Annotated in this window: 23 protein-coding genes; 10 read left to right on the top strand and 13 right to left on the bottom strand. The window is 66.9% G+C overall.

Going from position 1 to position 25,116, the window contains the following annotated elements:
* Positions 1-61: 61 nt before the first annotated feature.
* Both AB4Z00_RS12170 and AB4Z00_RS12165 read right to left on the bottom strand, forming a co-directional pair.
* Positions 62-1,447, bottom strand: a complete 1,386-nt coding sequence (locus AB4Z00_RS12170; RefSeq protein ID WP_442046133.1) for an FAD-containing oxidoreductase — start codon at positions 1,445-1,447, stop codon at positions 62-64.
* Positions 1,444-1,899 (bottom strand): DUF4126 domain-containing protein, encoded by a 456-nt coding sequence (locus AB4Z00_RS12165; protein ID WP_442046132.1) that lies wholly within the window; start codon positions 1,897-1,899, stop codon positions 1,444-1,446. Before AB4Z00_RS12165 ends, AB4Z00_RS12170 begins: the two co-directional genes overlap by 4 nt.
* A 253-nt stretch (positions 1,900-2,152) precedes the next feature.
* On the opposite strand from AB4Z00_RS12165, the gene AB4Z00_RS12160 reads away from it, so the two are divergent.
* Both AB4Z00_RS12160 and AB4Z00_RS12155 read left to right on the top strand, forming a co-directional pair.
* A complete protein-coding gene (locus AB4Z00_RS12160) occupies positions 2,153-2,446 on the top strand; it encodes a hypothetical protein (protein ID WP_442046131.1) in 294 nt (97 codons plus the stop codon).
* 79 nt (positions 2,447-2,525) lie between these two features.
* A complete protein-coding gene (locus tag AB4Z00_RS12155) occupies positions 2,526-4,865 on the top strand; it encodes a GH92 family glycosyl hydrolase (RefSeq protein WP_442046130.1) in 2,340 nt (779 codons plus the stop codon).
* Here AB4Z00_RS12155 and AB4Z00_RS12150 read toward each other — a convergent pair.
* Complete coding sequence (locus tag AB4Z00_RS12150) at positions 4,837-5,322, bottom strand: DoxX family protein (protein ID WP_442046129.1); 486 nt, start codon at positions 5,320-5,322, stop codon at positions 4,837-4,839. The two genes, AB4Z00_RS12155 and AB4Z00_RS12150, sit on opposite strands and share 29 nt — an antisense overlap.
* A gap of 90 nt (positions 5,323-5,412) precedes the next feature.
* Positions 5,413-5,676 carry a BufA1 family periplasmic bufferin-type metallophore gene (locus tag AB4Z00_RS12145; protein WP_442046128.1) on the bottom strand — a complete coding sequence of 88 codons (264 nt, stop codon included), beginning with the start codon at positions 5,674-5,676 and terminating at the stop codon, positions 5,413-5,415.
* Between the two features lie 159 nt (positions 5,677-5,835).
* Here AB4Z00_RS12145 and AB4Z00_RS12140 point away from each other — a divergent pair, with 159 nt between their 5' ends.
* From AB4Z00_RS12140 to AB4Z00_RS12105, 8 genes are all read left to right on the top strand, one after another.
* A complete protein-coding gene (locus tag AB4Z00_RS12140) occupies positions 5,836-6,375 on the top strand; it encodes a sigma-70 family RNA polymerase sigma factor (RefSeq protein ID WP_442046127.1) in 540 nt (179 codons plus the stop codon).
* Entirely contained in the window at positions 6,372-7,013 is a 642-nt protein-coding gene (locus AB4Z00_RS12135) for a DUF1109 domain-containing protein (RefSeq protein ID WP_132266746.1), read from the top strand. Before AB4Z00_RS12140 ends, AB4Z00_RS12135 begins: the two co-directional genes overlap by 4 nt.
* Positions 7,014-7,099: 86 nt before the next feature.
* The gene (bufA2, locus tag AB4Z00_RS12130) at positions 7,100-7,369 is read left to right on the top strand and encodes a BufA2 family periplasmic bufferin-type metallophore (RefSeq protein ID WP_132266749.1); all 270 of its coding nucleotides are present in this window, start codon (positions 7,100-7,102) and stop codon (positions 7,367-7,369) included.
* Positions 7,370-7,452: 83 nt separating this feature from the next.
* A complete protein-coding gene (gene bufB / locus AB4Z00_RS12125; protein WP_442046126.1) occupies positions 7,453-8,295 on the top strand; it encodes an MNIO family bufferin maturase in 843 nt (280 codons plus the stop codon).
* The gene (locus tag AB4Z00_RS12120) at positions 8,292-9,056 is read left to right on the top strand and encodes an HvfC/BufC family peptide modification chaperone (RefSeq protein WP_442046125.1); all 765 of its coding nucleotides are present in this window, start codon (positions 8,292-8,294) and stop codon (positions 9,054-9,056) included. The genes bufB and AB4Z00_RS12120 overlap by 4 nt, the downstream gene beginning before the upstream one ends.
* Positions 9,057-9,187: 131 nt before the next feature.
* Positions 9,188-10,966, top strand: coding sequence for an IlvD/Edd family dehydratase (locus tag AB4Z00_RS12115; protein WP_132266755.1), 1,779 nt, complete (start codon positions 9,188-9,190; stop codon positions 10,964-10,966).
* Between the two features lie 146 nt (positions 10,967-11,112).
* Positions 11,113-12,003 (top strand): LysR family transcriptional regulator, encoded by an 891-nt coding sequence (locus tag AB4Z00_RS12110; RefSeq protein WP_442046215.1) that lies wholly within the window; start codon positions 11,113-11,115, stop codon positions 12,001-12,003.
* 207 nt (positions 12,004-12,210) lie between these two features.
* The gene (locus AB4Z00_RS12105) at positions 12,211-13,278 is read left to right on the top strand and encodes a YeiH family protein (RefSeq protein ID WP_442046124.1); all 1,068 of its coding nucleotides are present in this window, start codon (positions 12,211-12,213) and stop codon (positions 13,276-13,278) included.
* 34 nt (positions 13,279-13,312) lie between these two features.
* Here AB4Z00_RS12105 and AB4Z00_RS12100 read toward each other — a convergent pair whose 3' ends face one another.
* The 9 genes from AB4Z00_RS12100 to AB4Z00_RS12060 form a co-directional block, all read right to left on the bottom strand.
* Positions 13,313-14,878: an alkaline phosphatase D family protein gene (locus AB4Z00_RS12100; RefSeq protein ID WP_442046123.1), complete on the bottom strand. Its 1,566-nt coding sequence runs from the start codon at positions 14,876-14,878 to the stop codon at positions 13,313-13,315.
* 14 nt (positions 14,879-14,892) lie between these two features.
* Positions 14,893-15,891: a nuclease gene (locus AB4Z00_RS12095; protein WP_442046122.1), complete on the bottom strand. Its 999-nt coding sequence runs from the start codon at positions 15,889-15,891 to the stop codon at positions 14,893-14,895.
* Between the two features lie 68 nt (positions 15,892-15,959).
* Positions 15,960-19,136, bottom strand: a complete 3,177-nt coding sequence (locus tag AB4Z00_RS12090) for a TonB-dependent receptor (protein ID WP_243654265.1) — start codon at positions 19,134-19,136, stop codon at positions 15,960-15,962.
* A gap of 92 nt (positions 19,137-19,228) precedes the next feature.
* Positions 19,229-20,155: a FecR family protein gene (locus AB4Z00_RS12085; protein WP_314466917.1), complete on the bottom strand. Its 927-nt coding sequence runs from the start codon at positions 20,153-20,155 to the stop codon at positions 19,229-19,231.
* A gap of 76 nt (positions 20,156-20,231) precedes the next feature.
* The gene (locus tag AB4Z00_RS12080; RefSeq protein ID WP_442046121.1) at positions 20,232-20,804 is read right to left on the bottom strand and encodes an RNA polymerase sigma factor; all 573 of its coding nucleotides are present in this window, start codon (positions 20,802-20,804) and stop codon (positions 20,232-20,234) included.
* Positions 20,805-21,006: 202 nt separating this feature from the next.
* Positions 21,007-21,744 carry an isocitrate lyase/PEP mutase family protein gene (locus tag AB4Z00_RS12075; protein ID WP_442046120.1) on the bottom strand — a complete coding sequence of 246 codons (738 nt, stop codon included), beginning with the start codon at positions 21,742-21,744 and terminating at the stop codon, positions 21,007-21,009.
* A gap of 120 nt (positions 21,745-21,864) precedes the next feature.
* Positions 21,865-22,731 (bottom strand): NAD(P)-dependent oxidoreductase, encoded by an 867-nt coding sequence (locus AB4Z00_RS12070; protein WP_442046119.1) that lies wholly within the window; start codon positions 22,729-22,731, stop codon positions 21,865-21,867.
* A complete protein-coding gene (locus tag AB4Z00_RS12065) occupies positions 22,728-23,906 on the bottom strand; it encodes an L-rhamnonate dehydratase (protein ID WP_442046118.1) in 1,179 nt (392 codons plus the stop codon). The genes AB4Z00_RS12070 and AB4Z00_RS12065 overlap by 4 nt, the downstream gene beginning before the upstream one ends.
* On the bottom strand, positions 23,903-25,114 hold the full coding sequence (locus AB4Z00_RS12060; RefSeq protein ID WP_442046117.1) for an MFS transporter: 1,212 nt from the start codon (positions 25,112-25,114) through the stop codon (positions 23,903-23,905). Before AB4Z00_RS12060 ends, AB4Z00_RS12065 begins: the two co-directional genes overlap by 4 nt.
* Positions 25,115-25,116: the final 2 nt, after the last annotated feature.

Genomic DNA, 25,116 nt, shown 5'->3' with positions numbered 1-25,116 from the left:
GAGCCGTCCTTCCGCGCCCCTGCCCGCCCCAGGGCCTTCCCCCATGCCGGCGCCCTGGCGATCATGACGCGCCGCCGTCCGGCTTCGCGTCCAGGGCAAGGGTGGGGAGCAATTCGGCTACCGTGGGATGAATGGGCACGGCCCAGCGCAGCGTATCGATGGTTGCGCCTGCGTTCATCAGGTCGAGCACGCCGCTGATCGCCTCGTCGCCCGACGTGCCCAAAATGGCGGCGCCGAGGATTTCACGCGTTTCGGCATCGGCGACGAGCTTCATGAAGCCCAGCGTTTCCGCCTTCTCCACCGCGCGGCCGACCCGGGACATCGGACGCTTGGCCACGAGCAACGATCGGCCGCTGGCGCGGGCCTGGCTCTCGGTCATGCCGACACGGCCGAGTGGCGGATCGATGTAAAGCGCATAGCCAGGGATCCGCGCACTGACGCGGCGCGCCTCGCCGTCGAGCAGATTGGCAGCGACGATCTCGTAATCGTTCCACGCGGTGTGAGTGAAAGCCCCCTTGCCGTTACAGTCGCCGAGGGCCCAGACGCCTTCGCATGTAGTGGCGAGCTGATCGTCGACCGTGATGTAACCGCGGGCGTCGGTGGCGATCCCCGCCTTGTCGAGGCCGAGGTCGTCGGTGTTGGGTCGCCGCCCGGTGGCCAGCAGGACATGGCTGCCCTGGATCGACGGCGCGCCGGTCTGGCAGTCCACCCCAACGGAGACGCCCGTTTCGTGCGGCGCCAGGCTGATGCAAGTGGCCGAAGTGCGCACCTCGATACCTTCGGCTTCAAGGATACCGCGGATTTCCTCGGAAACGTCCTCGTCCTCCCGGGCGATCAGGCGGGGTCCCATTTCCACCACGCTGACCCGGCTGCCGAAGCGGCGGAACATTTGCGCGAATTCCAGGCCGATGTAGCTGCCGCCGATGACCACGAGATGCTGGGGCAGATTGTCGATCGCGATCAGATCGGCATTGGTCAGGAAGGCGACATCCTTGACGCCCGGCAGATCGGGGATAGCCGGACGGCCGCCGACATTGAGGAAAATCCGGGGCGCCGACAGACGGCGCTCACCCACCGCCATGAGCCCCGGGCCGAGGAAGGCCGCATGGCCGCGAACCAGCTCAAGCCCCGGCATGCCCTGAAGCCAATCCTCGTTGCCGTGACGGGCATCGAGGATGATCCGGCGTGCCCGCTCCGCCACTTTGGCCATATCGACCGAGACCGCACCGCTGCTCACGCCGAAATCGGCACCGCGGCGGGCGAGGTGGGCGGCATAGGCACTGGCCACCATCGTCTTGGTGGGTCTGCAGCCGGTGTTGACGCAGGTTCCCCCGACATGGCGGCGCTCGATGAGCGCGACGGTCATTCCGGCAGCCGTCAAGCGCCCCGCCAGCGCGGGACCGGCCTGACCGGCGCCGACGATGATGGCGTCGAAATGCTCGGTCATGCCTGGCTCACGATCATGACGGCCGCCGCGATTGCCACGACATCTTCCAGAAGGGCCGCCGGGCGGTCGCTTCCGAAGGCCCTTGCCAGCGCCCCGCGCGCCGCCGCGCCGCCAAGCGTGCCGACGAGGGCACCGAGCGCGCCCAGCAGAAGCCCGGCGATCAGACTACCGCTGCCGGCGCCGATGGTCGCCCCGGATAGCCCGCCGGTCAGGATACGGCCCCCGAACTGCACCGGCACCTTGCGGCTGGGCGTTGAGGGAAGCTTGTCGGTGACGAGTTCGCCGAGAGCCAGGACGCCGAGGATCCAGGGCGTGAAAGCGTAGCCCATGAACGCGAGCGGCGTATCGGCCACATGCAGGCCGCCGAAACGCGCCGCGAAAGCGGCTGCGGCCGGAGCGGTCATCGACCGCAGGCCCGCAACGATCCCGATCAGAAAGGCCAGCACGAGCATAAGTCGAACTCCTTATGGGTTGTTTCGCTTTTCGTTAACGCGTCTGCGGATCACTCGGGCCGGCGGCATGGCAGGAGAAGACGGCACATAGCCTGGGCCGCTGCCGGTTCGAAAGCTATACCGGCATTCCACCAAAGGCCAAGGCCGGGAGATCATGGATAGATCCAGACTGGCGCCATGTGCATCCTGCGGCCTCGGCTGTTTCGCTCAAGAACGGTATGCGCAGGCCGTCCGATCGGTCTAGACGGCTCGGATGAGCCTTCTCGAACACACCCTCGCGGCCCTGGCGATCCAGGGCCTGTTTCGGTTTCTTACCGGAAACTGGTGGAGCGGGGCCCTGGCGGCCTCGGCCTATTTCCTGGGGCGTGAGGTGGCGCAGGCGGAGTATCGCTGGATCGAAGTCTACGGACATGGGCTGAGGGCGAATATGCCGTGGTGGGCGCCGATGGACCTGCGGGTATGGCCGAAGCTCGATCAGTGGGTGGACTGGATGGGGCCGATCGCGGCCACCGGCGCGGTCGCCTGCCTGCTGAACCGCCGCCGATGAGCAGAACCGCCTCGCAATCCGTCCAGGAAGGTTCGCCGCGCGGTTGAACAGCCGTCATGGCTCGGCTTATCATGCGGCGATGAGACTTCTCCTTTCGGTCGCCCTGCTGACCAGCGCCCTTCTCGTGCAACCGCTGGCCGCGGCGCCGGACGACGACGTGCTGCGCTGGGTGGACCCGATGATCGGCACCGGCCCCGAAGGACATACCTTCCCGGGCGCCAGCGCGCCGTTCGGCATGGTGCAGCTCTCGCCCGATACCGACGCGACCTGCCAGATACGCGATTGCTACGCCCATGCCGCCGGCTACAGCTATCACGACAGCACGATCCAGGGCTTCAGCCACACGCACTTTTCAGGAGCCGGGCACTCGGACCTGGGCGACCTGCTGGTGATGCCCGCCATCGGCCCGGCCAGCGCCGTGAAGCTCGACCCCGGCAGCGCCGACCGGCCCGGTTCCGGCTATCGCCAGCGCTTCTCGCACGGGACCGAAGTGGCCAGCGCGGGCTACTATGCCGTGACCCTGGCCGACAGCGGCGTGCGTGCGGAACTGACCGCCGGGACCCGCGTCGGCATCCATCGCTATGCTTTCCCCAAGGGAACGGACGCGCACCTGGTGATCGACTTGCGCAGCAGCCTCTACGATTATCCCGGCAAGATCCTGTGGTCGGGCCTGCACGTGCACGAGGACGGCACGATCACCGGCTTTCGCGAGACGCGCGGCTGGGCGCCGGGCCGCAAGCTGTTCTTCGCGATGCGCTTTTCCGCGCCGTTGAAAGACCACGCCTTCATCGACCGTGACGAGCACGTTCCCTACAAGGGCTTCCGCGCACCGCAGGCCCTGCCGGGTCGGAGCGCGGACGGCGTGGCCGAGAAGCTGGGCAAGGCGCTGGAGGCCCGGCTGGACTTCGGCTCGCTGGACGGGCCGCTGGAAGTGCGCGTCGCGCTGTCCGGGGTGGACGAGCAAGGCGCCATCGCCAATCTCGATGCCGAGGGCGCCGATTTCGATACCGTGCGCCGCCGCACCGAGGGGCAGTGGCGCGAAGCCCTGGCCCGGCTCAGCATGGACGCACCGCCGAAGATGCGGACCAGTCTCTATACCGCGCTCTATCACAGCCTGCTCGCACCCAGCGTATGGAGCGACACTGACGGGCGCTATCGCGGTCCTGACGATCAGGTCCACATCGCACGCGATTTCACGTTCCGCTCGACCTTTTCGCTTTGGGACACTTTCCGCGCCGAGCACCCGCTGCTGACCCTGGTACAGCCGGAAAGGACCACGTCCGACATCGTCAATTCGCTGGTCGCCAGCCGCGAGCACAGTCCCTGGGGCATCCTGCCGGTGTGGCAATTCGCCGGGCGCGAAACCTGGACAATGATCGGCTATCATGCCGCGCCGGTGATCGCCGATGCCTATCTCAAGGGCCTCGGCGGGTTCGATGCGGCCAGGGCGCTCGACGCGATGGTCGCCAGCGCCGACTATGCGCCCTACGGCGGCCTGGCCGAATATATCCAGCGCGGCTACGTGCCGATCGACAAGGAACCCGAGGCGGCATCGAAGACGGTCGAATACGCTTACGACGACTGGACGATCGCCCGCATGGCGCAGGCCATGGGCCGCAAGGACCAGGCCGCGCGGTTCGCAAAGCGCGCCGGATACTGGCGCAATTCCTTCGACGCGAAGAGCGGCTGGCTGCGCGCCCGCAAGAGCGACGGCACTTTCCGCACGCCGTTCGATCCCACCGCGATCAACTACGGTTCGGACTATACCGAGGGCAACGCCTGGCAATATAGCTGGTTCGTGCCGCAGGACCAGGCCGGGCTGTTCCGCATGCTCGGCGGCGACGGCAAGGTCATCGCCCGGCTGGACGCCATGTTCGACTTCGACAATTCGAAACTCGACTATAGCCATGCCGAGAACATTTCCGGCCTGATCGGTCAATATATCCACGGCAACGAGCCGAGCCATCACGTCGCCTACCTCTACGCCCATGCCGGCGCGCCGTGGCGCACGCAGGAGCGGTTGAAGCAGATCGTCGACAGCCAGTACAAGCCCACGCCGGACGGCCTGTCCGGCAACGACGACCTGGGCCAGATGTCGGCCTGGCTGGTCTTCACGGGACTTGGCTTCTATCCGGTGACGCCCGGATCCAACCAGTATGTGATCGGCCGCCCCTTTGTGCGCCACGCCGCCATCACGCTGCCCCGCGGCAAGACCTTCACCATCGAGACCGACAACTTCTCCGACGCCAATCCCTATGTCGGCAAAGTGGAACTGAACGGACGCCCGCTCGACCGCGCATGGATCTCCGATGCCGAAATACGCGGCGGCGGCACGCTTCGCTTCGTGATGCAGGCCCGGCCCGACAAGGCCTGGGGCTCAGGTCGCGGGCTCAGGCCCTTCTCGATGTCGGCGCACTGACCGTCCGCCCCGCCCCCGGCATGTTTCCGATCAGCGCATCGAGCGACCATGCTCCGCCGCCGCGCGCGATGAGCGGCAGCAGGATCGCAGCCCAACTGAGATGCGTCGGCCAGGCATCGGGATAGACGAAAATCTCGATGACGGCGGTCATGCCCAGCAGGGCAGCTGCGGCCGGCCGGGTGCACAGCCCCAGCACCAGCCGGATCGGGAAGACATGTTCGGAATAGGCCGCCGCCCTGGCCGCGAATTCGGGCGATACGAGCGGCAGCGCATATTCGCTGCGGAACAGCTCGAAGGTGCCGGGGGTGATGGTAAGGATGCCCTCCACCTTGGTGCGGCCGGACTGGAAGAAGACCGCCGCTATGCCCAGCCGGGCGATCAGCAGGAGCAGATCCTCGGGCAGGAGGCGTGCCGCCAGCGCGGCGGCGCGATCGGAAATGGCTTGGAGCTTGGGCATGGCGCGGTGTTCCGTGAAAGAGCGCCCGCATCCGGCCAGGGCCGATCACAGCACCGGCCGGATGCGGGCTGAACGGGTTCGCTGAAAGGCTCAGGCCTTGGGCGTCAACGAGCCGTGGCCCTTGGGCGTCTTGATCTTCTCGCACGAACCGGCCTTCACCAGCTTCCAGGCATTGCCCTGGTAATCGGTCTTCGAAGTGCCGGCGCAGCTGGTGCCCGCACCGGCCTTGCAATCGTTCTTTCCGGCGAGCGAGACGCCGTAGCACTTTTCCATGGGGGCGGCGGGCGCCGCGGCGGCATGGCCGGCGACGGACAGGGCAAGGGCGGCGGCGAGCGCGGCGGGGGTCTTGTTCATGGCGGAAGTCACCTTTCGTGCAGGCCGGTCATTCGGCCGCTTCATGAAAGCCAGTTCGGACCGATGCCGACGAAGGTTACAGTGCGCGGCGCCGAAATTTATTCTAGACAGACCTGTAACCTTTGCGGCCGCTTTCCCGAATGGGGGTGAGGAGCATCGATGCAGGCAAGCGAAGACGAACTGAGGGCGATGATGATCGGCGGGCTGAATGGCCACGCGCCGTCTCATGCCGCGTTGCTGCGTGCGCTTGTCCCCCTGCTCCGCGCTTTCTATCGCCGCCGCATGCAGGGCGGCGAAGACGATATCGAGGACCTCGTGCAGGAAACGCTGATCGCCGTGCATACCCGGCGCGCCACTTACGACCGTGACCGCCTGTTCACCCCATGGCTCTTTGCGGTCGCGCGCTACAAGATGATCGACCACTTCCGGCTCCGCCGCCGCAATTGCCCGATCGAGGGATTGGAGGAAATCCTGGTTGCCGAAGGTTTCGAGGATGCCAGCAATGCCCGCATGGACCTGGACCGCCTGCTTGCGGAGCTGCCGCCCAAGCAGGCGGAATCCATCCGCGCCACCCGGATCGACGGCCTCAGCATCACCGAAACCGCCGACCGCGCGGGCCTTGGCGCGTCGGACGTGAAAGTCTCGGTCCACCGGGGTCTCAAGGCGCTGGCCGCCCGTATCGCGGGAGAGCGGCGATGAACGTCGAGACTCTCATCGACACGCTCTCGGCCGACGTGAAGCCGGTGCGCCGCCACGCGGTAGCCCGGCGGATCGCGCTGGGCCTGCTGATGGGCGGCGCGGCCACCGCCATCCTGATCGCCATCGGCCTGGGCATCCGGCCCGATCTGGGTCTGGCGATGCGCGGCTATTCGTTCTGGGTGAAGTGGCTCTACACGCTCTCGCTGGCGGTCTGCGCGCTGATCCTGGTCGCCCGGCTGGCGCGGCCGGGCAGGTCCGCATCGCGCTGGCTATGGCTGCTGCCCGTACCGGTCTGCCTGCTCGCCGTTATCGGCGTGGTAGAGATGGCCCATGTCCCGCAGGCGGAATGGCTGGCGATGTGGCTGGGGCATAGCTGGAAGGTCTGCTCTTCGCTGGTGCTGATGCTAGCCGCGCCGATCTTCGTCGGTCTGCTCTGGTCGTTCCGCCGACTGGCGCCCACGCGGCTGCGTGCGGCGGGGGCGGCGGCGGGGCTTGCCGCAGGGTCCTGCGCGGCGACCCTCTATTGCCTGCACTGCCCGGAAGTCTCGGCGATCTTCGTGCTGACGTGGTATACGCTGGGCATCGCGCTGGCGGCGGGCGCCGGGGCCCTGCTGGGGCCTCGCGTGCTGCGCTGGTAAAAAGAAATTGTCGGCGCTGTAACCCCGGCCCGCTCCGCGCCGAACTGGAAGGGCCAAACCGGCACTACCCATCGGGAGATCGATCCATGAACGCCAAGTCCACCAGCATCACTTTCGCCGCCACGGCCGCCCTGCTCGCTCTCGGCGCCGCTGCCAATGCCGTGCCCGCGAGCGCCCAGGACGCGAAGGCCGAAGCCATCCACTGCTATGGCGTCAACAGCTGCAAGGGCACTTCGGACTGCAAGACCGCCCAGAACGACTGCAAGGGCATGAACGTGTGCAAGGGCCACGGCTTCAAGGAAATGACCGCCAAGGCCTGCGCCGCTGCCGGCGGCCGCACCACCGAGGCCAAGTAAGGTGCAGGAGGGCCCGGGCGGTTTCGGTTCCGCCCGGGCCCGCCTTCCCCCCCCCCCCCCGCCAACCTGCCGCGAGCATGACCATGAACGCACCCGTCCCGACTTTCTCCGGCTATGGCCTCGGCCTTCGCAGGGAGCATTACCGCGACTTTCTTGAAACCGAGATCGACGTCGATTTCGTGGAAGTGATCTCGGAAAACTTCATGGTCGATGGCGGCCGCCCGCGCGACATCCTGCGGCGCGTGCGGGAACGCCACCCGGTGGCGCTGCACGGCGTTTCGATGTCGATCGGCTCGGCCGACGGCCWCGACCGCGCCTATCTCGAAAGGCTGAAGGCACTCGTCGACGAGATCGAGCCGCTGTTCGTGTCCGACCACCTCAGCTGGTCGCGTTTCGAAGGCTTCAATTCCCACGACCTGCTCCCCCTGCCCTATACCGCCGAAGCGCTCGACGTGGTCTGCGCGAACATCGGCCTGGCGCAGGATGTGCTGGGCCGCGCGATGCTGGTGGAGAACCCCTCCAGCTACGTCGCCTTCGACGGATCGACGATGAGTGAATGGGCCTTCATCGATGCCATGTGCCAGCGCACCGGCTGCCACCTGCTGCTGGACGTCAACAATATCCACGTCAGCGCCGTGAACCACGGCTTCGATCCGATCGCCTATCTGGACGGCATCCCTGCCGCACGGGTGCGCCAGGTCCATCTCGCGGGGCACAGCCAGGGCGAGGACATGCTGATCGACACGCATGACCGCCCCGTCCCGACCCCGGTCTGGACCCTTTACGAACATGCCATGAGCCGCCTCGGCCCGGTGGCGACGATGATCGAGCGGGACGACGCCATCCCCCCGCTGGACGAACTGCTGGCCGAACTGGGGACGGCGCGCCGCATTGGCACGGCGGCCCGGCGAAAGGCGGCGGCATGAACCTCGCGGCACTTCAGGGCGATTTTCGCGGATGGCTGGTCGAAGCTTCCGAGGATGCGGCGCGCCGCATCGGCCCGACCGCCCGGCCCGGCCTGTCGGTCTATCAGAACAACTATCGCACGCAGCTGGTCACCTGCCTGGCCGAAACGCTGGGACACACCCATGCCTGGCTGGGCGACGAAGCGTTTCTCGCTGCTTCCATCGCTCATATCGACGCGGTGCCTCCGCATGCCTGGACGCTGGACGTCTATCCCGCCGGCTTTGCCGAGACGCTGGCCCGGCTCTATCCCGGTGATGCGGAAGTGTCCGAACTGGCGGCGCTGGAATGGGCGCTGTCCCGCGCGTTCACGGCGCCCGATGCCGTGCCGATGCCGCTGACCGATCTCGCGGCGGTAGACTGGGACACTGCCGTCCTCCACTTCGCGCCCAGCCTGCAGATCCTTCCCGCCACGACGAATGCGGCCGCGATCTGGTCGGCTCTGGCTGCCGGCGAAACGCCGCCCGCAGCCGCGCGCTTGCCGGAAGCCGCCGCGCTGCTGGTGTGGCGGCAGGACTTCGCCCCCACCTTTCGCACCATCGATGCCGTAGAAGAGCAGGCCATCGCCCTCTGCGCCGCGGGGCAGGATTTCACGGCGCTCTGCGCGTCGCTGGTCGAGGCGCTGGGCGAGGAACCCGGCATGGCCCGCGCCGCCGCCCTTCTGGGCAAATGGATCGGCGACGGCCTCATCATCGGCGCGGCCACGCCTTCGACCGCCGCGTAACGACGCGGCCCGGCAGGCCCGCCATCCGCAAGTCATCGTCCATTCTTGCCCCGCGGTCGCCGGGGCCCTTGCATTGGGGCCGCCAGGATGTGCTAGGTGTCCAGCGGCAGTGCCGAGAGAGGATGAAGACCATGACCGCTATTCCCGAACGCCGTTTCCGCTCGCAGGACTGGTTCGCCGATCCTGCGCGGTCGGACATGGTGGCTCTCTATCTCGAGCGCTTCATGAACTACGGCATCACCCCCGCCGAACTGCGCTCCGGCCGCCCGATCATCGGCATTGCGCAATCGGGCAGCGACCTGTCGCCCTGCAACCGCATCCACCTGGACCTCGCGAAGCGAGTGCGCGACGGCATTCGCGATGCGGGCGGGATCGCGATGGAGTTCCCCGTCCATCCCATATTCGAGAATTGCCGCCGCCCGACCGCCGCGCTTGACCGCAACCTGGCCTACATGGGGCTGGTGGAGATCCTCTACGGCTATCCGATCGACGCCGTGGTCCTGACCACCGGCTGCGACAAGACCACGCCTTCGCAAGTCATGGCCGCTTCCACGGTGGACATTCCCGCCATCGTCCTGTCCGGCGGGCCGATGCTGGACGGGTGGCACGAAGGCGATCTCGTCGGTTCCGGCACCGTCATCTGGCGCAGCCGCCGCAAGCTGGCGGCGGGCGATATCGACGAGGAGGAATTCCTCCAGCGTGCCTGCGACAGCGCACCTTCGGCCGGGCACTGCAACACCATGGGCACGGCCTCTACGATGAACGCCGTCGCCGAGGCGCTCGGCCTCTCGCTGCCGGGCTGCGCGGCCATCCCGGCGCCCTATCGCGAACGCGGGCAATACGCCTATGAAACCGGACGCCGCATCGTCGAAATGGCGCACGAGGACTTGCGCCCCTCGCGGATCCTGACGCGCGACAGCTTCCTCAACGCCATCCGCGTGGTCAGCGCCATCGGCGGATCGAGCAATGCGCAGCCGCACATCATGGCGATGGCCCGCCATGCCGACGTCGAATTGACCGCGGCCGACTGGACCGAACATGGCTACGACCTGCCGCTGATCCTCGACATGCAGCCCGCCGGACGTTTCCTGGGCGAACGGTTCCACCGTGCCGGCGGCGTCCCTGCGATCATGTGGGAACTGCAGCAGGCCGGCGTCCTCGCCGACCAGTGCCTGACCGTGACCGGCGAAACCCTGGCCGACAATCTCCAGGGCCGCGAAGCGCGAGACCGCGAGGTCATCCGGCCCTTCGCCTCGCCCTTGCGCGAAAAGGCCGGCTTCCTGGTGCTTTCGGGCAACCTGTTCGACTTCGGCATCATGAAGACTTCGGTGATCAGCGCCGAGTTCCACGACCGCTACCTCTCCCGCCCCGGCTCGGAAGGCGCGTTCGAGGCGCGGGCAATCGTATTCGAAGGGGGCGAGGACTACCACCACCGCATCAACGATCCCGCGCTGCAGATCGATGCGGACTGCATTCTCGTCATGCGCGGCGCCGGTCCGCAAGGCTGGCCCGGCTCGGCAGAAGTCGTCAACATGCAGCCGCCAGATGCCCTGATCAAGCTGGGCGTGCAGTGGCTGCCGACCCTGGGCGACGGCCGCCAGTCGGGCACTTCGGACAGCCCCTCGATCCTCAACTGCTCGCCCGAGAGCGCCGCCGGGGGCGGGCTGTCGTGGCTGCGCACCGGGGACACCATCCGCATCGACATTCGCGCCGGCACCTGCAACGCCCTGGTGGACGAGGCCGAGATCGCCGCCCGCAAGGCCGAGGGGCCGCCGCCGATCCCCGAGAGCCATACGCCGTGGGAGGAACTGTTCCGCGAAAAGACCGGACAGATGGCCGACGGCGCGGTGATGGAGATGGCCGTCAAATACCGCCGCATCGCCGAAAAGACGCCCCGTCACAATCATTGAGCGCCCATAATCACCGAGCGCCTGATCACTGAGTATCGCCATTGGCGAACACCGGGCGGGGGAGCGATCCCCCGCCGCGCCGAATATCGAACACCTTCCTGCACCCGCGCCTTGCCAACGGCGAAGGCGCGGGGCACATCGCCTGGATGACGCTTGAACAGCTGCGCATCTTCATCGCGGTCGCCGAACGGGAGCATGTCACTCGGGCGGCCAGGGCGCTCAACGTCACCCAGTCGGCCGCAAGCGGCGCGATTGCAGCGCTGGAAATCCGCCACGACGTGAAGCTGTTCAACCGCGTCGGACGCGGGATCGAGCTTACCGACGCCGGCCGGATGTTCCTGGACGAAGCCCGCGCCGTCGTCGCCCGTGCCGCCAGCGCCGAACTGGCCCTGGCGGAATATGGCGGCCTCAAGCGCGGGACACTGCGCCTCGTCGCCAGCCAGACCATCGCCGGCTACTGGCTGCCCGCGCGCCTTGCCGCATTCAAGCGCCGCTATCCGGGGATCGCGCTGTCGGTCGCCATCGCCAATACCGAGTCGAGCGCCCGCGCCGTCCATCTGGGCGATGCCGAACTGGGCTTCATCGAAGGCGCCGTCGACGATCCGGCGCTGGCACGCTGGCCGATCGGCGCCGACCAGATGGTCATGGTCGGCCGGGAGCCGGTAGAGGCGGTCACCAACGACTGGCTTGCGAAAGCGCCCTGGGTCATGCGCGAGGAAGGCTCGGGCACCCGCTCGACGTTCGAAGCGGCGGTCCGCGATCGCGGTCTCGATCCCGGCGCGCTCGACGTGGTGCTGACGCTGCCGTCGAACGAAGCGGTCCTCGCCGCCGTTCTGACCGGCGCGGGTTACGGCGTCCTCTCCAAGCTGGTCGTCGATACCGCGCTGGCGGCCCGCTCCCTTCATGCCCTGCCGTTTCACCTGCCCCGTCGGCCTTTCTTCGGGCTGCGGCAGAAGGAGCGCTATCGCAGCAAGGCGGCCGACGCCTTGCTCGACATCATCCGCGACCACGAAGCGCAGCCCGACTGGATCATCTGATCGGCGAGCAGCCCTGATTGATCGATGGAAGCGATCATACCGATGGAGACGCCGGCGAGCTTAAACGTCTCGCGCAAGCGTTAGGCCGCCAGAACCGCCAATCCAGGGCGCGCGATCGATCTCTCCGGCAGATTGGAATGACAAGAACTCGCCATTAGTATGATCGGTCTTCGCAGAGCATCTGTTTCCTGACCCAAGGAGACAGCCGTGACACCGACCCTGCGCACCCGAGCGATCCGCCTGATCCCCGGCCTTGCGCTTTGCCTGGCCGTCACTGGCGCGGCTTACCTCTGCCAACGCGCCGAGCAGGCGCTTCTGGGGGAAGCCTGGCTGGAGGCGCTCGTGCTGGCGATCGTGATCGGCACGGGCTTGCGCTCCATCTGGACGCCGGATCCGCGCTGGCAGGCGGGGATCGCCTTCAGCGCGCGGTTCCTGCTGGAGGCGGCAGTGGTCCTGCTCGGCGTTTCCGTGAGTGCCGCGACGATCCTGGCGGCAGGACCGGCCCTGCTGCTCGGCATCGCGGCGGTAGTGGTGCTGGCCATTGCCGCAAGCTTCGTGGTCGGACGCCTGCTTCATTTGCCCGCGCGCATGGCCTTGCTCGTCGCCTGCGGAAATTCGATCTGCGGAAACTCGGCCATTGCCGCGGTTGCCCCCGTCATCGGCGCCGAAAGTGACGATGTGGCGGCCTCTATCGGCTTTACCGCCGTGCTGGGCGTCGTCGTCGTTCTCGTGCTGCCGCTGTTCGGAGCGGCCCTGCACCTTGGCGGCTTGCAGTACGGCGCGCTCGCAGGGCTCACCGTCTATGCCGTGCCGCAAGTCCTCGCCGCTGCGGCGCCGCTGGGCTCGGTGGCCGTGCAGATGGGCACGCTGGTGAAGCTCGTGCGGGTGCTGATGCTCGGGCCGGTGTGCCTGCTGCTCTCCTTCGCCGCACCGCGTCTCTGCAACGAAGCGGGAGAAACCTGGCCTCGCGACCCCGCCGGAGATCGCCCCGCCCGCGCGAGACCGGCGCTTCATCACCTTGTGCCCTGGTTCATCGCCGGGTTCCTGGCCCTCATCGCGCTGCGCTCGTTCGGCCTCGTGCCGGAGCGCCTGATCGCGCCCGCCGAGACCACGGCGACCTTCCTGACCGTCGTGTCGATGGCAGCGCTCGGACTGGGCGTCGATGTCCGCACGGTGGCGTCCGCCGGCGGCCGGGTCACGGCCGCCGTGGTCCTTTCACTGCTGGTGTTGGGCGCGATGAGCCTGGCGCTGGTCCTGACCCTTCACATGGCCTGACCCCTTGCATGCCTGACCGGAGACAGGTTGCCCGTCAGGCGCGGTGCAGCGCCGCAGCATCGGGCGCCACTTCGTAGCGCATCAGCGTCCGCACGGTGCCGTCCGGCTTCTCCACGTCGTCCATCACTTTCACATGCGTGGTCCAAAGCCGCGGCGTCACATCGAACACCTGATAGCCCCTGCGATCGGTGTAGAGATCGAGGTTCGGATTGTTGTCGAGAACGTGCGCCAGCCCGGCCTCGCCATGGCCGTTGCCCCCGGACGAGATCGAGGTCGCCAGGAACTCGACGGCGACGGCCTTGCCGTCCGGCGCCTCGTCGCGTTCCGGCACGATGCCGGCCGCATGCTTGTGATGATCGCCCGTGGCGATCACGACATTGGTCAGCCCGTTTTTGCGGATGCTTTCCACGAGGCGCGCCCTGGCCGGACGATAGCCATCCCAGAGATCCGTCTCGAACGTGGGCTTGCCGGCACCCGCCGCGCGCACGTCAAGCGGCATGACGATGACCTGCTGGGCCAGCAGGTTCCATGTCGAGGGCCGCGAAAGCCCCTCGTCCAGCCACGCTTCCTGCGCATGGCCCAGCATCTGCGGGCTGGCATGGGCCTCCGGCGTACAGGCATCCGAACGCGCGACATCGCCGCAGGACTGGTCGGTGCGATAGGTCCGCGTATCCAGCACATGGGTGCGCAGCAATTGCCCGTAGTCGAGCCGGCGATAGGCCGTGATGCCCTGCGTCCCGGGGAACATCGCGCGGCGCACCGGCATATTCTCGTACCAGGCCTGCATGGCCGCCATGCGCCGCAGCAGGAACACTTCGGGCGGCGTGCCGTCCTGATCGAAGTCGCCCGCCCAGTTGTTGTCCACTTCGTGATCGTCGAACGAGGCCGCGAAAGCGCAGGCCTGGTGCGCCGCCTTGAGGTGCGGGTCGGCCTTGTACTGCGCATAGCGGCGACGATAGTCGTCGAGGCTGTAGATTTCGTCGCCCGCATGCTGCCGAACGGCCTTCGGGTTGCCGCGGCCTTCGTAGATGTAGTCGCCATAGTGGAATACGAGGTCGAGGTCCGGCTCCTGCGCCAGGGCGCCCCAGGCGTCGAAGAAACCCGCCTCCCAGTGCTGGCACCCCGCCACGCCGATGCGCAGGCGATCGACGGCGGCTTGCGCAGCGGGCGCCGTGCGGGCCATGCCGACTGGGCTGGTATCGCTGCCGGGTGCCGTGAAGCGGTACCAGTAGTGGCGATGGGGCTGAAGGCCGAACAGTTCGACGTGAACCGAATGCCCCAGTTCGGGCCGCGCCAGTGCCTGCCCCTTCTTCACCACCCGGCGGAAGCCCGCGTCTTCGGCCACTTCCCAGCCCACCGGCACGGCAGCCTGCGGCATCCCCCCGTGCTCATCGAGCGGGCGCGGGGCCAGCCGGGTCCAGATCACGAAGCCGTCCGGCCAGGGATCGCCGGAGGCCACGCCCAGCGTGAAAGGATCGGCGCCGAGCGGGCGGGTCAGTACCGCGGCGGAGGCAGGCACGCCCGCCAGAAGCGCCAGGCCGCCGCCGGCCTTCATCAGGGTGCGGCGATTCAGGCTCATGAAAGGGGAGACCGAAAGCATGGAGGTTTTCCTGGTCAAGGGGCGGTGAGCGGCGCGGGTGCCGATCCTGTTTCCGGGTCGTAGTGCGGACCTGCGGGATCCTGCGGGCGCGGATCGCCTTCTCCCGGCCGGGCGCTTTCCTTCCAGGCGCGGGTCAGCAGGTCACGCAGCATGGCGGCGCCTGCCGCGCTGCGCCTGTAGACGAATTCGCGGCCCTCACGGCTCGCCGGGTCTGCCAGCACCCCGCGCTTGTCGAGCGCGAAGATCGTCTCCACGTCCCGGTTGCTCTCGTTCAGGAACGCGAGGACGTGGGTGAAGAGGTCGCCTTCCTGCCGCTGCGGCACGCCGATGCGCTTTTCGAAATCGGCCGGTTGCAGATCGATGGAATCCGCATAGCCGATCTCGAAATGGCCATGGATGCCGCCGCTGCGATTGTAGTTCCTGGGATTGTCGCCGAACCAGCCCTCGCAATGGATGCTGACGTGGTGCGGGTTGGTGCCATCGGCGATATAGTGCGACATCCAGGCGGTGTAGAATGCCAGCGTCTGCTCGATATGCGCGGTCGGTTCCCCCTTCGAACGCTTGGACCGCAGGCTCCGCATCCCGGCCACGATGCGCCCGTAGCCTTCCATCACGGCATAAGGCATCGTGCCCGTCCAGCGCACGTTGAGGCGCTCGGCGGCCTTGGGGTCGGTCTTCACCACCCGCTCATGCTCGCGGTGGAGCGCCAGCACGAAGGCATAGCGGGAGCGCGGCACCGGATCGAGGAAGCGGAGCCGCTCGACGAACCAGGTATGGTTGGGATCCTCGTCGATCTTGGAGAACGGCTCCGAGGAAGACCGCCAGGTATCGGGCGCCCCCGCCTCTTCGCCGATATATTCGGCATATCGGCGCAGGAACACCGGGCCGTCGTCCGGCAGCGTATCGAGCGCGGCCAGGTCGATCACCGCGTGGCCCCGCCCGCCCCAGGCGAGAGCGGCGGGAGCATGCACGGTCGCAAGCAACGAAAGGGCGGCAAAGGCAAGTCTGCGCATGAGAGAAGGTTTCCGCAAGAAAGGCAAAGGGCCGGCCCGGCGCCAGCAGCGCCGGGCCGGCCGGAATGTCAGAAGTTGTACGAGATACCGACGTAGGCGCGGCGACCCGAGTAGACCGAGCTGGTCAGGCGGTCCTTGGTGTCACTGCCCAGGTACTGCCACTCGTGCGACTTGGTGAGGTTGATGATCGAGGCAGTGAGCATCAGGCCGTCCCGGATCTCGTAGGAGGCGTTGAGGTCCACCTGCTCGTAAGGCGCGGTATAAGTGTTGAGGCCCGAGGACAGGCCGCCCACCACAGTTCCGCGGCGGTTGTACGAGGCGCGCAGCAACATGCGGCGGGTCTCGTAGAAGACCGAGGCGTTGAACTGCGTCTTGGCGCTGCCCACCAGCGGCGAGGTGCCGACTTTCTCTCCGTCGAGCGTCACGTCGGCGGTCGAGGTGTCGTTGTAGGTGAAGTTCACTTGCGCGCCGAGGCCGAAGGGCAGCGTGTGCTGCGCATAGACTTCGACGCCCTGCGAGACGGCGCTCGATCCGTTGGCGACCGTGGAGTACGATTCGATCAGCACTTGCTCGCCGGCCACGTCGCGGGTCACGTCCATCACCAGCGGAACGATGAAGTTCGACACGTCCTTGCGGAAAGCCGTGGCGCCGACGACCGATCCGGGGCGGAAGTACCATTCCAGGCCGATGTCGTACTGCCAGGCCTTGAACGCCTTGAGCTGGGAATTGCCGCCGCTGCCCGACCAGCCGGCGAATTCGCCGAACTGGTCGCGGTCGAAGGCATAGGCTTCCGACTTGTAGGTCAGCGAACGCGCCCCCGCGAGGTCCGAGATCGAGGGCCGAGACACCACCTTGGCCACCGCGCCGCGCAGCAGCAGCGTGGGGGTGATGTCATAGGACAGGTTCAGGCTGGGCAGGACATCGGTGTAGCTCTTGCGTTCGTGCAGGCGGATGTTCTCGATGATCTCGCGACTGGCGAGCGGCAGGACCTGGCAATTGCCGTCCGCGCCCAGAGGGCGATTGGGATCGAACGGGCCGCCCGGTCCGTCGACGCAGTAGTCGACGAGGTACTGGAGGCGGTCCGAGGTCTCGTCGCGCTGGATGGTCTTGACGACGCGCAGGCCCAGGTTGCCGCGAAGGCCACCGCTGCCGAAGTTCGCCTGGGCATAGCCGCCCAGCGCTTCCTCGCTGAGATTGTAGACGTTGTTCGGCTCCGGCTCGCGCACCGAGGGGCCGTAGCGCTCATTGATGATGTCGAGATAGCGCTTGAAATCGACGCCGGGATAGAGGTTGGCGCTGAACCCGCCGTTGATGTTGCCCATCGGCGTATCGTAGAAGTATTCCGGCTGCGCGACGGCGCCGGCCGGCGTATTCTGGTAGCGGATCTTGTTCTCCGCATCGGCGTACCATTCGTTGCGCCCGGTCTCGCGGTGGACCTTCAGGCGGCGCCATTTTCCGCCGAGCTGGATCGAGCGCAGGAAGCTGCCATCGAACGAGCGGGTGAGGTCCAGCTGGACATAGGGCTGGTCGATCGCGCTGTTGGTGAAGCTGGAATTGGTGCCGCCGATGTCGATCTGGGCCACACCGTTCATCAGGTTCTGTTGCAGTTCGGGCGAGAACTCCATCGCCACGCCCTTGCTGCTGAGATCCCAGGCGCTGAGGAAGTTGCCGTTTTGCTCCTGGCCCGTCACGGTGATGCGCGGCTTGGCCGCGACCTGGAACCGCATCGTCGGGCCGCCGCGGGACGCGGTCTTGCCCACCTTCAGCACCGCGTCGAAACGATCGCGCTTGTAATGCGCCTCGCCTTCGAACGTCTGCGAGTGCTGCTTCTCCTTGGAATAATACCCCGTAAGGCGCGGCGTCTCCATCGTGCACATCGGCGTCGCGGCAAGGCAGGGCGCGCCGTCGACCGAGAAGGCGGCGGACTTCATCACCGTGCCGCTCTGGTCGAACACGGCGTCGCTGAAGAACTTGCCATATCCCCACTCGGGAATGGTCAGCTGGTTCATCACATAGTCGCTGCTATATTCGAAACGGAAGTAGTTCGCAGTAATCGTCAGGTTTTCGGTCGGACGGAACTGCGCAGTCGCCTGGATGCCGAAGCGCTCACGATCCTGGTCGAAGACTTCGGCGCGCACGGACTGCGGCGCCCAGTATCCGGTGTAGTGATCGCCGTCGATCGTGCTCTGGCCGCCGCCGGTCCAGTAGGAGACCGCCGCATCGTTGGCGATCGGATTGCCGTTCACGTCGGTCGCGCGTTCGAGGACCTGGCCATCGGCGCCGCGATCGCTCCACCAGCGCCAGGTGCCCGCGGTGGAGCGCATCTCGCGGTTGGTGCGCTTCTGGTAGACGCCGCCGACCAGGAAACCGATCGTCTCGTCCTCGTTCTTCCACGAGAACTGCGCGCCGATCTGCGGCTCGAACTTGTCGCTATTGTCCGAATACGTGCCTTCGGCGGAGATGAAGCCCGAACCGGCAGGCACGTCGAAGGGACGGCGGGTGTTCAGGATGATCGTGCCGCCGATGCCGCCTTCCTCCAGTCGTGCCTCGGAAGACTTGTAGACTTCGGTACTGGCGATGAAGTTGGCGGGCAGCATCACATAGTTGAACGAGCGCTGGGGATCGCCGCTGTCGGCGCCGGCCAGGAAGTTGCCGTTCAGCAAAGTCTGCGTAAGACCGGGCTGCAACCCGCGAATGCTGACGCGGGAACCTTCGCCGCCGTCGCGGGTGATGACCACGCCGGGCATGCGCTGCAGGGCATCGGCGACGTTCTTGTCGGGAAACTTGCCGATGTCTTCCGCATTGATGACTTCGACGAAGGCATTGGCCTGGCGCTTCTGCTCCAGGCTTTCCTCGATCGACTGGCGATAGCCGGTCACGACGATGTCGGGTTCCGGGGCCGGTTCACTCGCCGCAGCAACGGGACCGTTTCCCTCCGTGGCCTGCGCCAGCGCCACCACCTGACCGTCATCGCCCACCACGCGCAGGCCCGAACCGGCGATCAGCTGGCTCAGCGCTTCCTGCCGGGTCATCGTACCGCGCACCGAGGCCGCCGTCAGCCCGCGGATCTTGGCCGCCGGATAGACGATCTTGACTTTGGCCTGCTTCGAGAATGCGATCAGCGCCTGGCCCAGCGACTGCGACGGAACGTCGAAATAGATCGTGGCAGCCTGCGCCGGAACGGCAAGCATCGCGGTCGAGGCGACCATGGCGGCGACAAGCGAATTGAACCTACGGACGGACATGAAAATCTTACCCCCGATATGGCGCAACGTCTGCGCCATTCGCGGGGATGACGGGATTGAAAAGGTTTGCCTCCAAGTCGAAGCAAAAAAATTCAGCGGATCAGTTCGTAACCCGCCGCATTGGTCACGACACGCGCGTTCAGGCTCAGGGACACGGCCTGAAGAAACTGGTCCGGCCGGTCGAGATCGAAGCGACCGCCGATCTTTTCGCGCGCCAGTTCGGAATCGCCCACCGTGATCTTGCGCGTGAGATGCCGGTTGAACTCGCTCGCCGCCTCCGCCACGGATTCGTCGAGGAAAACGATCTCGCCCATCCGCCATGCCATCAGCGAGGCCACCTGCTCCGTGCTGCGCGTTTCCAGGCGCGGCGAGCCGTCCTCGACCAGGATGACCGAATCGTTGCGGCGCAAGGTCAGGCCGCTCGCGGTCTGCGGCAGATGCAGCGCCGCGCCGTCGACCAGCGTCAGTTCCGCATGGCCGTCCTCGATCCTGACGTCGAACAGGCCCGGCGCCAGCGGCAGCGAAGCGTCGTTGGCGCGCAAGGTCGCCGCGCCGCCGTGCCGCAAGTCCAGCGCCATCTCGCCGCGGTCCAGCCGAAGTGTCCGCTCGTGGCGGCCGAACCGCCAGGACAGTGCACTGTCAGTATTGAGGTAGGCGACACTGCCGTCGGGCAAGGCCACGCGCTTCGTCTCGCCAATCCCGGTCTTCGCCGAATCCCACGCATAGGCGCGCTCGGCCAGAAAGCCGGAGCCGAGCACGGCCATCGGCACGCCCACGGCGGCAACCTTGAGCCACTGCCGCCGACTGGCGCGCAAAGGCACGGCCGGGGCGACCGGAGCCCCGGCGATGCCCTCCCATTTCGCGACGATCCGCGCATAGGCCACGGCGTGGGCAGGATTGCCGGTGCGCCACGCCTCGAACTCATCCGGACGCGCGGTTCCCGCGTCCAGCGCCGCGAACCAGCGCGAGGCTTCCGCAAGAAGGGCATCCTGACCCAGAGGATCTTTCGAATTCGTCATGTATCGCGGCGTCTGCAGTGGGTTGCGATCGGCTAAGTGTCKGTCCTGAGACCCTTGTCTATCAAGCTGGCGCAAATCAGAGAAGCATCTTCTCCCGCACGTCTTCCGATGGTGCCTCGCAAGTGCGGTCCTGCGGGGTCAAGGCATGGGTCAGAAGTTCGACCGCGCGCGCCAGGCGCTTCTCGAAAGTGGAGACGCTGATGCCGAGATCGCTGGCGATCTCTCGCGGGGTTTCCTCTGCAAAGCGGCGGCGCACCAGCGCGATCCGGCAACGCTCCGGCAGGGTCGCGATAGCTTTCTGGACATGCGCCATCTGCATCCGCGCGGCGACGGTGCGGAAACTGTCGGGCGTATCGTCCGCAACGTCGTGCAGCGACAGTTCGGGCAGCGGCTGCATGGTCACGACCCGGGCCTGGCGAATACGCTCGATCGCCTGGTTGTGGATCATGCGCATCACATAGCCCGGCGGATTGGCAATGGCGCTCCACCCATCGAGCGTGAACAGCTTGGCGTAGACGTCCTGCACGATATCGCCCGCCTCCTCGTCATTGCGAACGGTGCGGCGCGCATAAGCGAGATAGGCCCGCTCATGCGGCAGGACTTCGTCGACGAACCAACGATCAATCGGGCGAACTTGAGGCGCGGTCACGGCGAATGGCTCGGCAGCGAGAAGAGGACGGCCCGCGACTAAGCGACTATAATGTAAGTTTTGCTACATGGACCGAGAATAGACGCTGCGTCGGTCCGGCGCGAATGGCATTGCATGGTTCTGCGGCCGGTAGAACCGGAGATGCTCTCACCGGCCGGCAGAAAGAATCGCGCCCTCGCGGCAGATCGCCGCGAGGTGCGGATCAGGCTTCGAAGCCCTTCAACGCGGCCGCAGCCTCGTCGAATGCCTTCCAGACCGTACCGGCAAGCGCCGCGCCCACGCTGCAGCGGCGGGCGCCCAGTCGCGCGTAATCCGGGATGGTGTCGAAACTGGCGACCAGCACGTTGACCGGTTTGGGCGCGACGGCGGCGATCAGTTCGGCAACGGCGCCATGATCGAGCATGAAAGGCACGAACAGGACATCCGCGCCGGCCTCGCTATAGGCGACCGCACGCGCGATCCATTCGGCGGCCGGCGTTTCCGGCGCGCGGAAGAATTCGCTTCGCCCCACCAGCAGGACATCGGGATCGAGCGCTTCGCGCACGGCCGCGATACGTTCGGCCCCGAGGCTTCGGTCGTAGATCGCGCTACCCGACCAATCCTCGATCGACAGGGCGGCAATGCCGGTGGCCGCCGCGCGCACGGCATTGGCGGCGACCGCCTCTGGCGCGTCCGCGAACCCGTTCTCGAAATCCGCATTCACCGGCAGGACGGTTGCCGCGACCAGCATTTCGAGATGCGCGACCGCTTCGTCGCAGCTCAGCTGGCCGTCATCCTTGCCCAGCGCCCAGGCCGCACCGGCACTGGTGGAGGCGATGGCCTGGAAACCCTGGGCTTCAAGCCGTTTCGCGCTGCCGGCATCCCAGGCATTGGGGAGAATGAAGAAGCCATCCTGGTGCAGTGCGCGAAAGCGGGCGCGTTTTTCCCCGGTGTTGAGCATGACGATTCCCGTTGAAAGTTCTCGTCATGTTCTATCTCGCCGAACACGATGCTGCAACCGGGATTAGACGCCGTCATGCTTCCGGCACCGCAGTCGCCGCCCCCGCAAGGGCCCGCGGGATTACCGCAGCGGTTCGATGATCGAGGCGATGTCCTGCTCTCCATGTCCGGACGCCGCCGCATCGAGGAACCGCTTCCGCGCCGCCTCCGCAATGGCGGACGGAATTCCGGCCTCGGCAAGAGCCTGACCGGCGTAGCTCAGGTCCTTCGCCATCAGCGGCACGAAGAAGTGCGGATCGTAGGCCCGGTCGAGCATGCGACGCGAGACGGCCTTGAGCAGCGGGCTGGCCGGGGCGCCTTCGGTGAGCACCGAGACGGCCTGCTCCACGTTGAGTCCGCGCTTTTCGAACAGCGCCAGGGCTTCGGCCAGGCTGGCCGCCTGGACGCCGCAGAGGAAGTTGTTGGCGAGCTTCACCGTGGCACCGCTGCCAACCGGGCCGAGATGGACCGTCGCGCTTCCCATCGCGTCGAGCACGGGACGCGCGGCTTCGAGGACGTCCGCTGCCCCGCCGACGAGGAAGCGCAGCGCGCCTTGCGCCGCCTGATCGCGGCTGCCGGTCACCGGTGCTTCCAGGAACCGCACGCCCCGCGCCTCGGCCAGCGCCGCCAGCTCGATCACCCAACCGCTGGTGAGCGTGCTGGAATCCAGGGCGATCGCCCCTTCGTGCATGGCCGCCAGAGCGCCGTCTTCGCCGGTCCAGACCGCGCGGGACACCGCATCGTCGGCAAGCATGGCGATGACGATCGCAGCCCCGTTTCCGGCATCCGCCGGTGAGGCCGCTATCCGCGCGCCCTCATCCGCCAGCGGCTGCGCCTTGTCCGCGCTGCGGTTCCACACGGCGACCTCGAAGCCCGCTGCCAGCAACTGCCGCGCCATGCCGGAGCCCATGATACCCAGGCCGAGCACGGCCACTTTCATCCTCGTCATCCGATCACCTTGAAGCGCGAGAGGGCATCCTCGTCGATTTCGAGGCCGAGCCCCGGAAGATTGTCGTCCAGGTCGATGTACCCATCCACCGCCTGCGGCTCACCCTTGAAGATGTACCAGAAGAGCTCGTTGCCGACTTCTACGTCCACCATCGGGAAGTACTCCGCAATCGGAGAATTGAGGCTGGCCATCACCACATGGTAATTGTGCATCTGCCCGGCATGGGGGACGACCGGGATGGAATAGGCTTCCGCCAGCGCCTGGATCTTGCGCGCGGCGGTGATGCCGCCCACCCGGTTGGTGTCGAACTGGAAGTAGTCGAGCGCCCTGGCCTCGATCATCTGGCGGAAGCCGAAGCTGGTGAATTCGTGCTCGCCCGCCGCGATGGGAGTAGTGCCGAAGCGGCGCAGCTCGTGATAGCCGTTGATGTCGTCGGGGATGATCGCCTCTTCCAGCCAGCGCAAGTTGAACGGCTCTATCAGCCGCATCATGCGCTTCGCATAGTCGAGGCTCCAGCCCATGTAGGCATCGGCCATGATGTCGATCTCGTCCCCCACGGTCTCGCGCACGGTGCGGAGCAGTTCGACGTTGCGGGCCATGCCCTCTGCGCCGTCGATGGGCCCCCAGCCGAAGCGCAGCTTCATCGCCTTGTAGCCTTGCGCCTTGTAGCGGGCGGCTTCCTGGGCGAGTTCGTCCAGCGGGACCGAATAGAGACGGCTGGCGTAGACCGGGATCTTCGCCTTGGTGCGCCCGCCCAGCAATCGGAATACCGGCTGTTTCGCAGACTTGCCCATGAGATCCCAGATCGCGATATCGAGCGCGGAAATGGCCACCAGCGCCACGCCCTTGCGCCCGAAGGCCATCGTCTTGCGGTACATGTGCTGCCAGAGAAACTCGCTGTCCCACGGATCCTGCCCGATCAGCAGGGGCGCGAGGTACTGGTCGATCATCTGCTTGGTGACGAGCGGCGCGAGCGCGGCATTGCCGATCCCGACGAGCCCCTGGTCGGTGAATATCTCCACGATCAGCCAGCCATGGAACGTGAAGGTGCCCATGGTCTCGGGCGACAGCATGGGGGACACGAGGTCCATGGGATTGGTGCAGAAATGCGGTGGCAGCGGCACGGTATCGCCCTGCCACTGGACGACGCGGGTGCGGACTTCGGTGATCTTCAAGGCAGGACCTTTCCTGAAAAATCAAGTTGCGAGATGCGGGGAATGGTGAGGCAGATCAGCGCGAAGGCGATCAGGTGGAGCATGGCGGCCACGGTCAGCACGGGCGGGTAGCCCAGCCCCATGTCGAGCGCCAAGCCTGCCGCCTGCCCCATGACGATGCCGCCGAAAGCGCCGCCCAGGCCGACCAGCCCGGCCAGCCGCCCCAGCGCGCGGCGCGGAACCAGGTCGGTCGGCAGGGTCATGACCAGGGTGGACCAACTCTGCTGGCCGAAGAAGGCGAGGCTGAAGATCGCGATCACGGCCGCGACCGAAGCGGTGGCCGGCACAAACATGACCCAGGGCATGCAGGCGGCGCTGGCGCCGAGCGCGATCTTGCGGGCGGCGTTGACCGAATGACCCGACGAAAGCAGGCGGCTCGACAGCCAGCCGCCGCAGAGGCTGCCCACGCCCGAGGCGGCATAGGGAATCCAACCGATGGTGGCGGCCTGCTTGAGGTCGAAGCCATGCGCCTCGAACAGGTACTTGGGCAGCCAGAACAAGTAGAAGTACCACGCGCCGTCGCTGAGGAACTTGGCGCAGACGACGCCGCGCACCTCGCGGCGGGCGACCAGCCCGGCCAGCGTCGGCGCGGGGCCGCTCGTCACTTCCGCGTCCGCGCTCTCGGACGGCGTGCGATAGGTCAGGAACCACCAGACCGCCCAGGCCAGGCCGAGGCCGCCGGTAAGAAAGAACACCCAGCGCCAGCTCGCCAGGCCGAACCAGTGGCCATAGGCCAGCACGCCTGCGATCAGCGGCGGTGCGATGACCGCGCCGACAGCCGTGCCGGCATTGACCAGTCCCATGGCCGCCGCGCGGTGGCGGGGCGCGAACCATTCGGCGATAGCGCGGGTGGCGGCGGGGAAGCCCCCGCCCTCCCCCATGCCCAGCAGCAGGCGGCTGACGACCAGTGCCGCGATCCCGCCCGCAAACCCGTGGCTGGCGCAGGCCAGGGACCAGAACACCATGATCGCCAGAAAGCCGGCGCGCGTTCCCACGCGGTCGAGCAGCCAGCCACCACCCAGGTACATCAGGCCATACGTGGCCAGGAAGGCGGAATCGAGGAAGGCCTTGGTCTGGTTGCCGATCGGGATATCGGCTTCGATATACTTGATCGCCCAGGGCAGGGTCTGGCGGTCGAGATAGCTGATGGCGATGGCGACGGCGATCATGG

This window comes from Novosphingobium sp. YAF33 (genome assembly GCF_052113265.1).
GTDB lineage: Bacteria > Pseudomonadota > Alphaproteobacteria > Sphingomonadales > Sphingomonadaceae > Novosphingobium.
The sequence above is the reverse complement of the archived record's forward strand: the minus strand, read 5'-3'. Positions and strand labels throughout refer to the sequence as shown.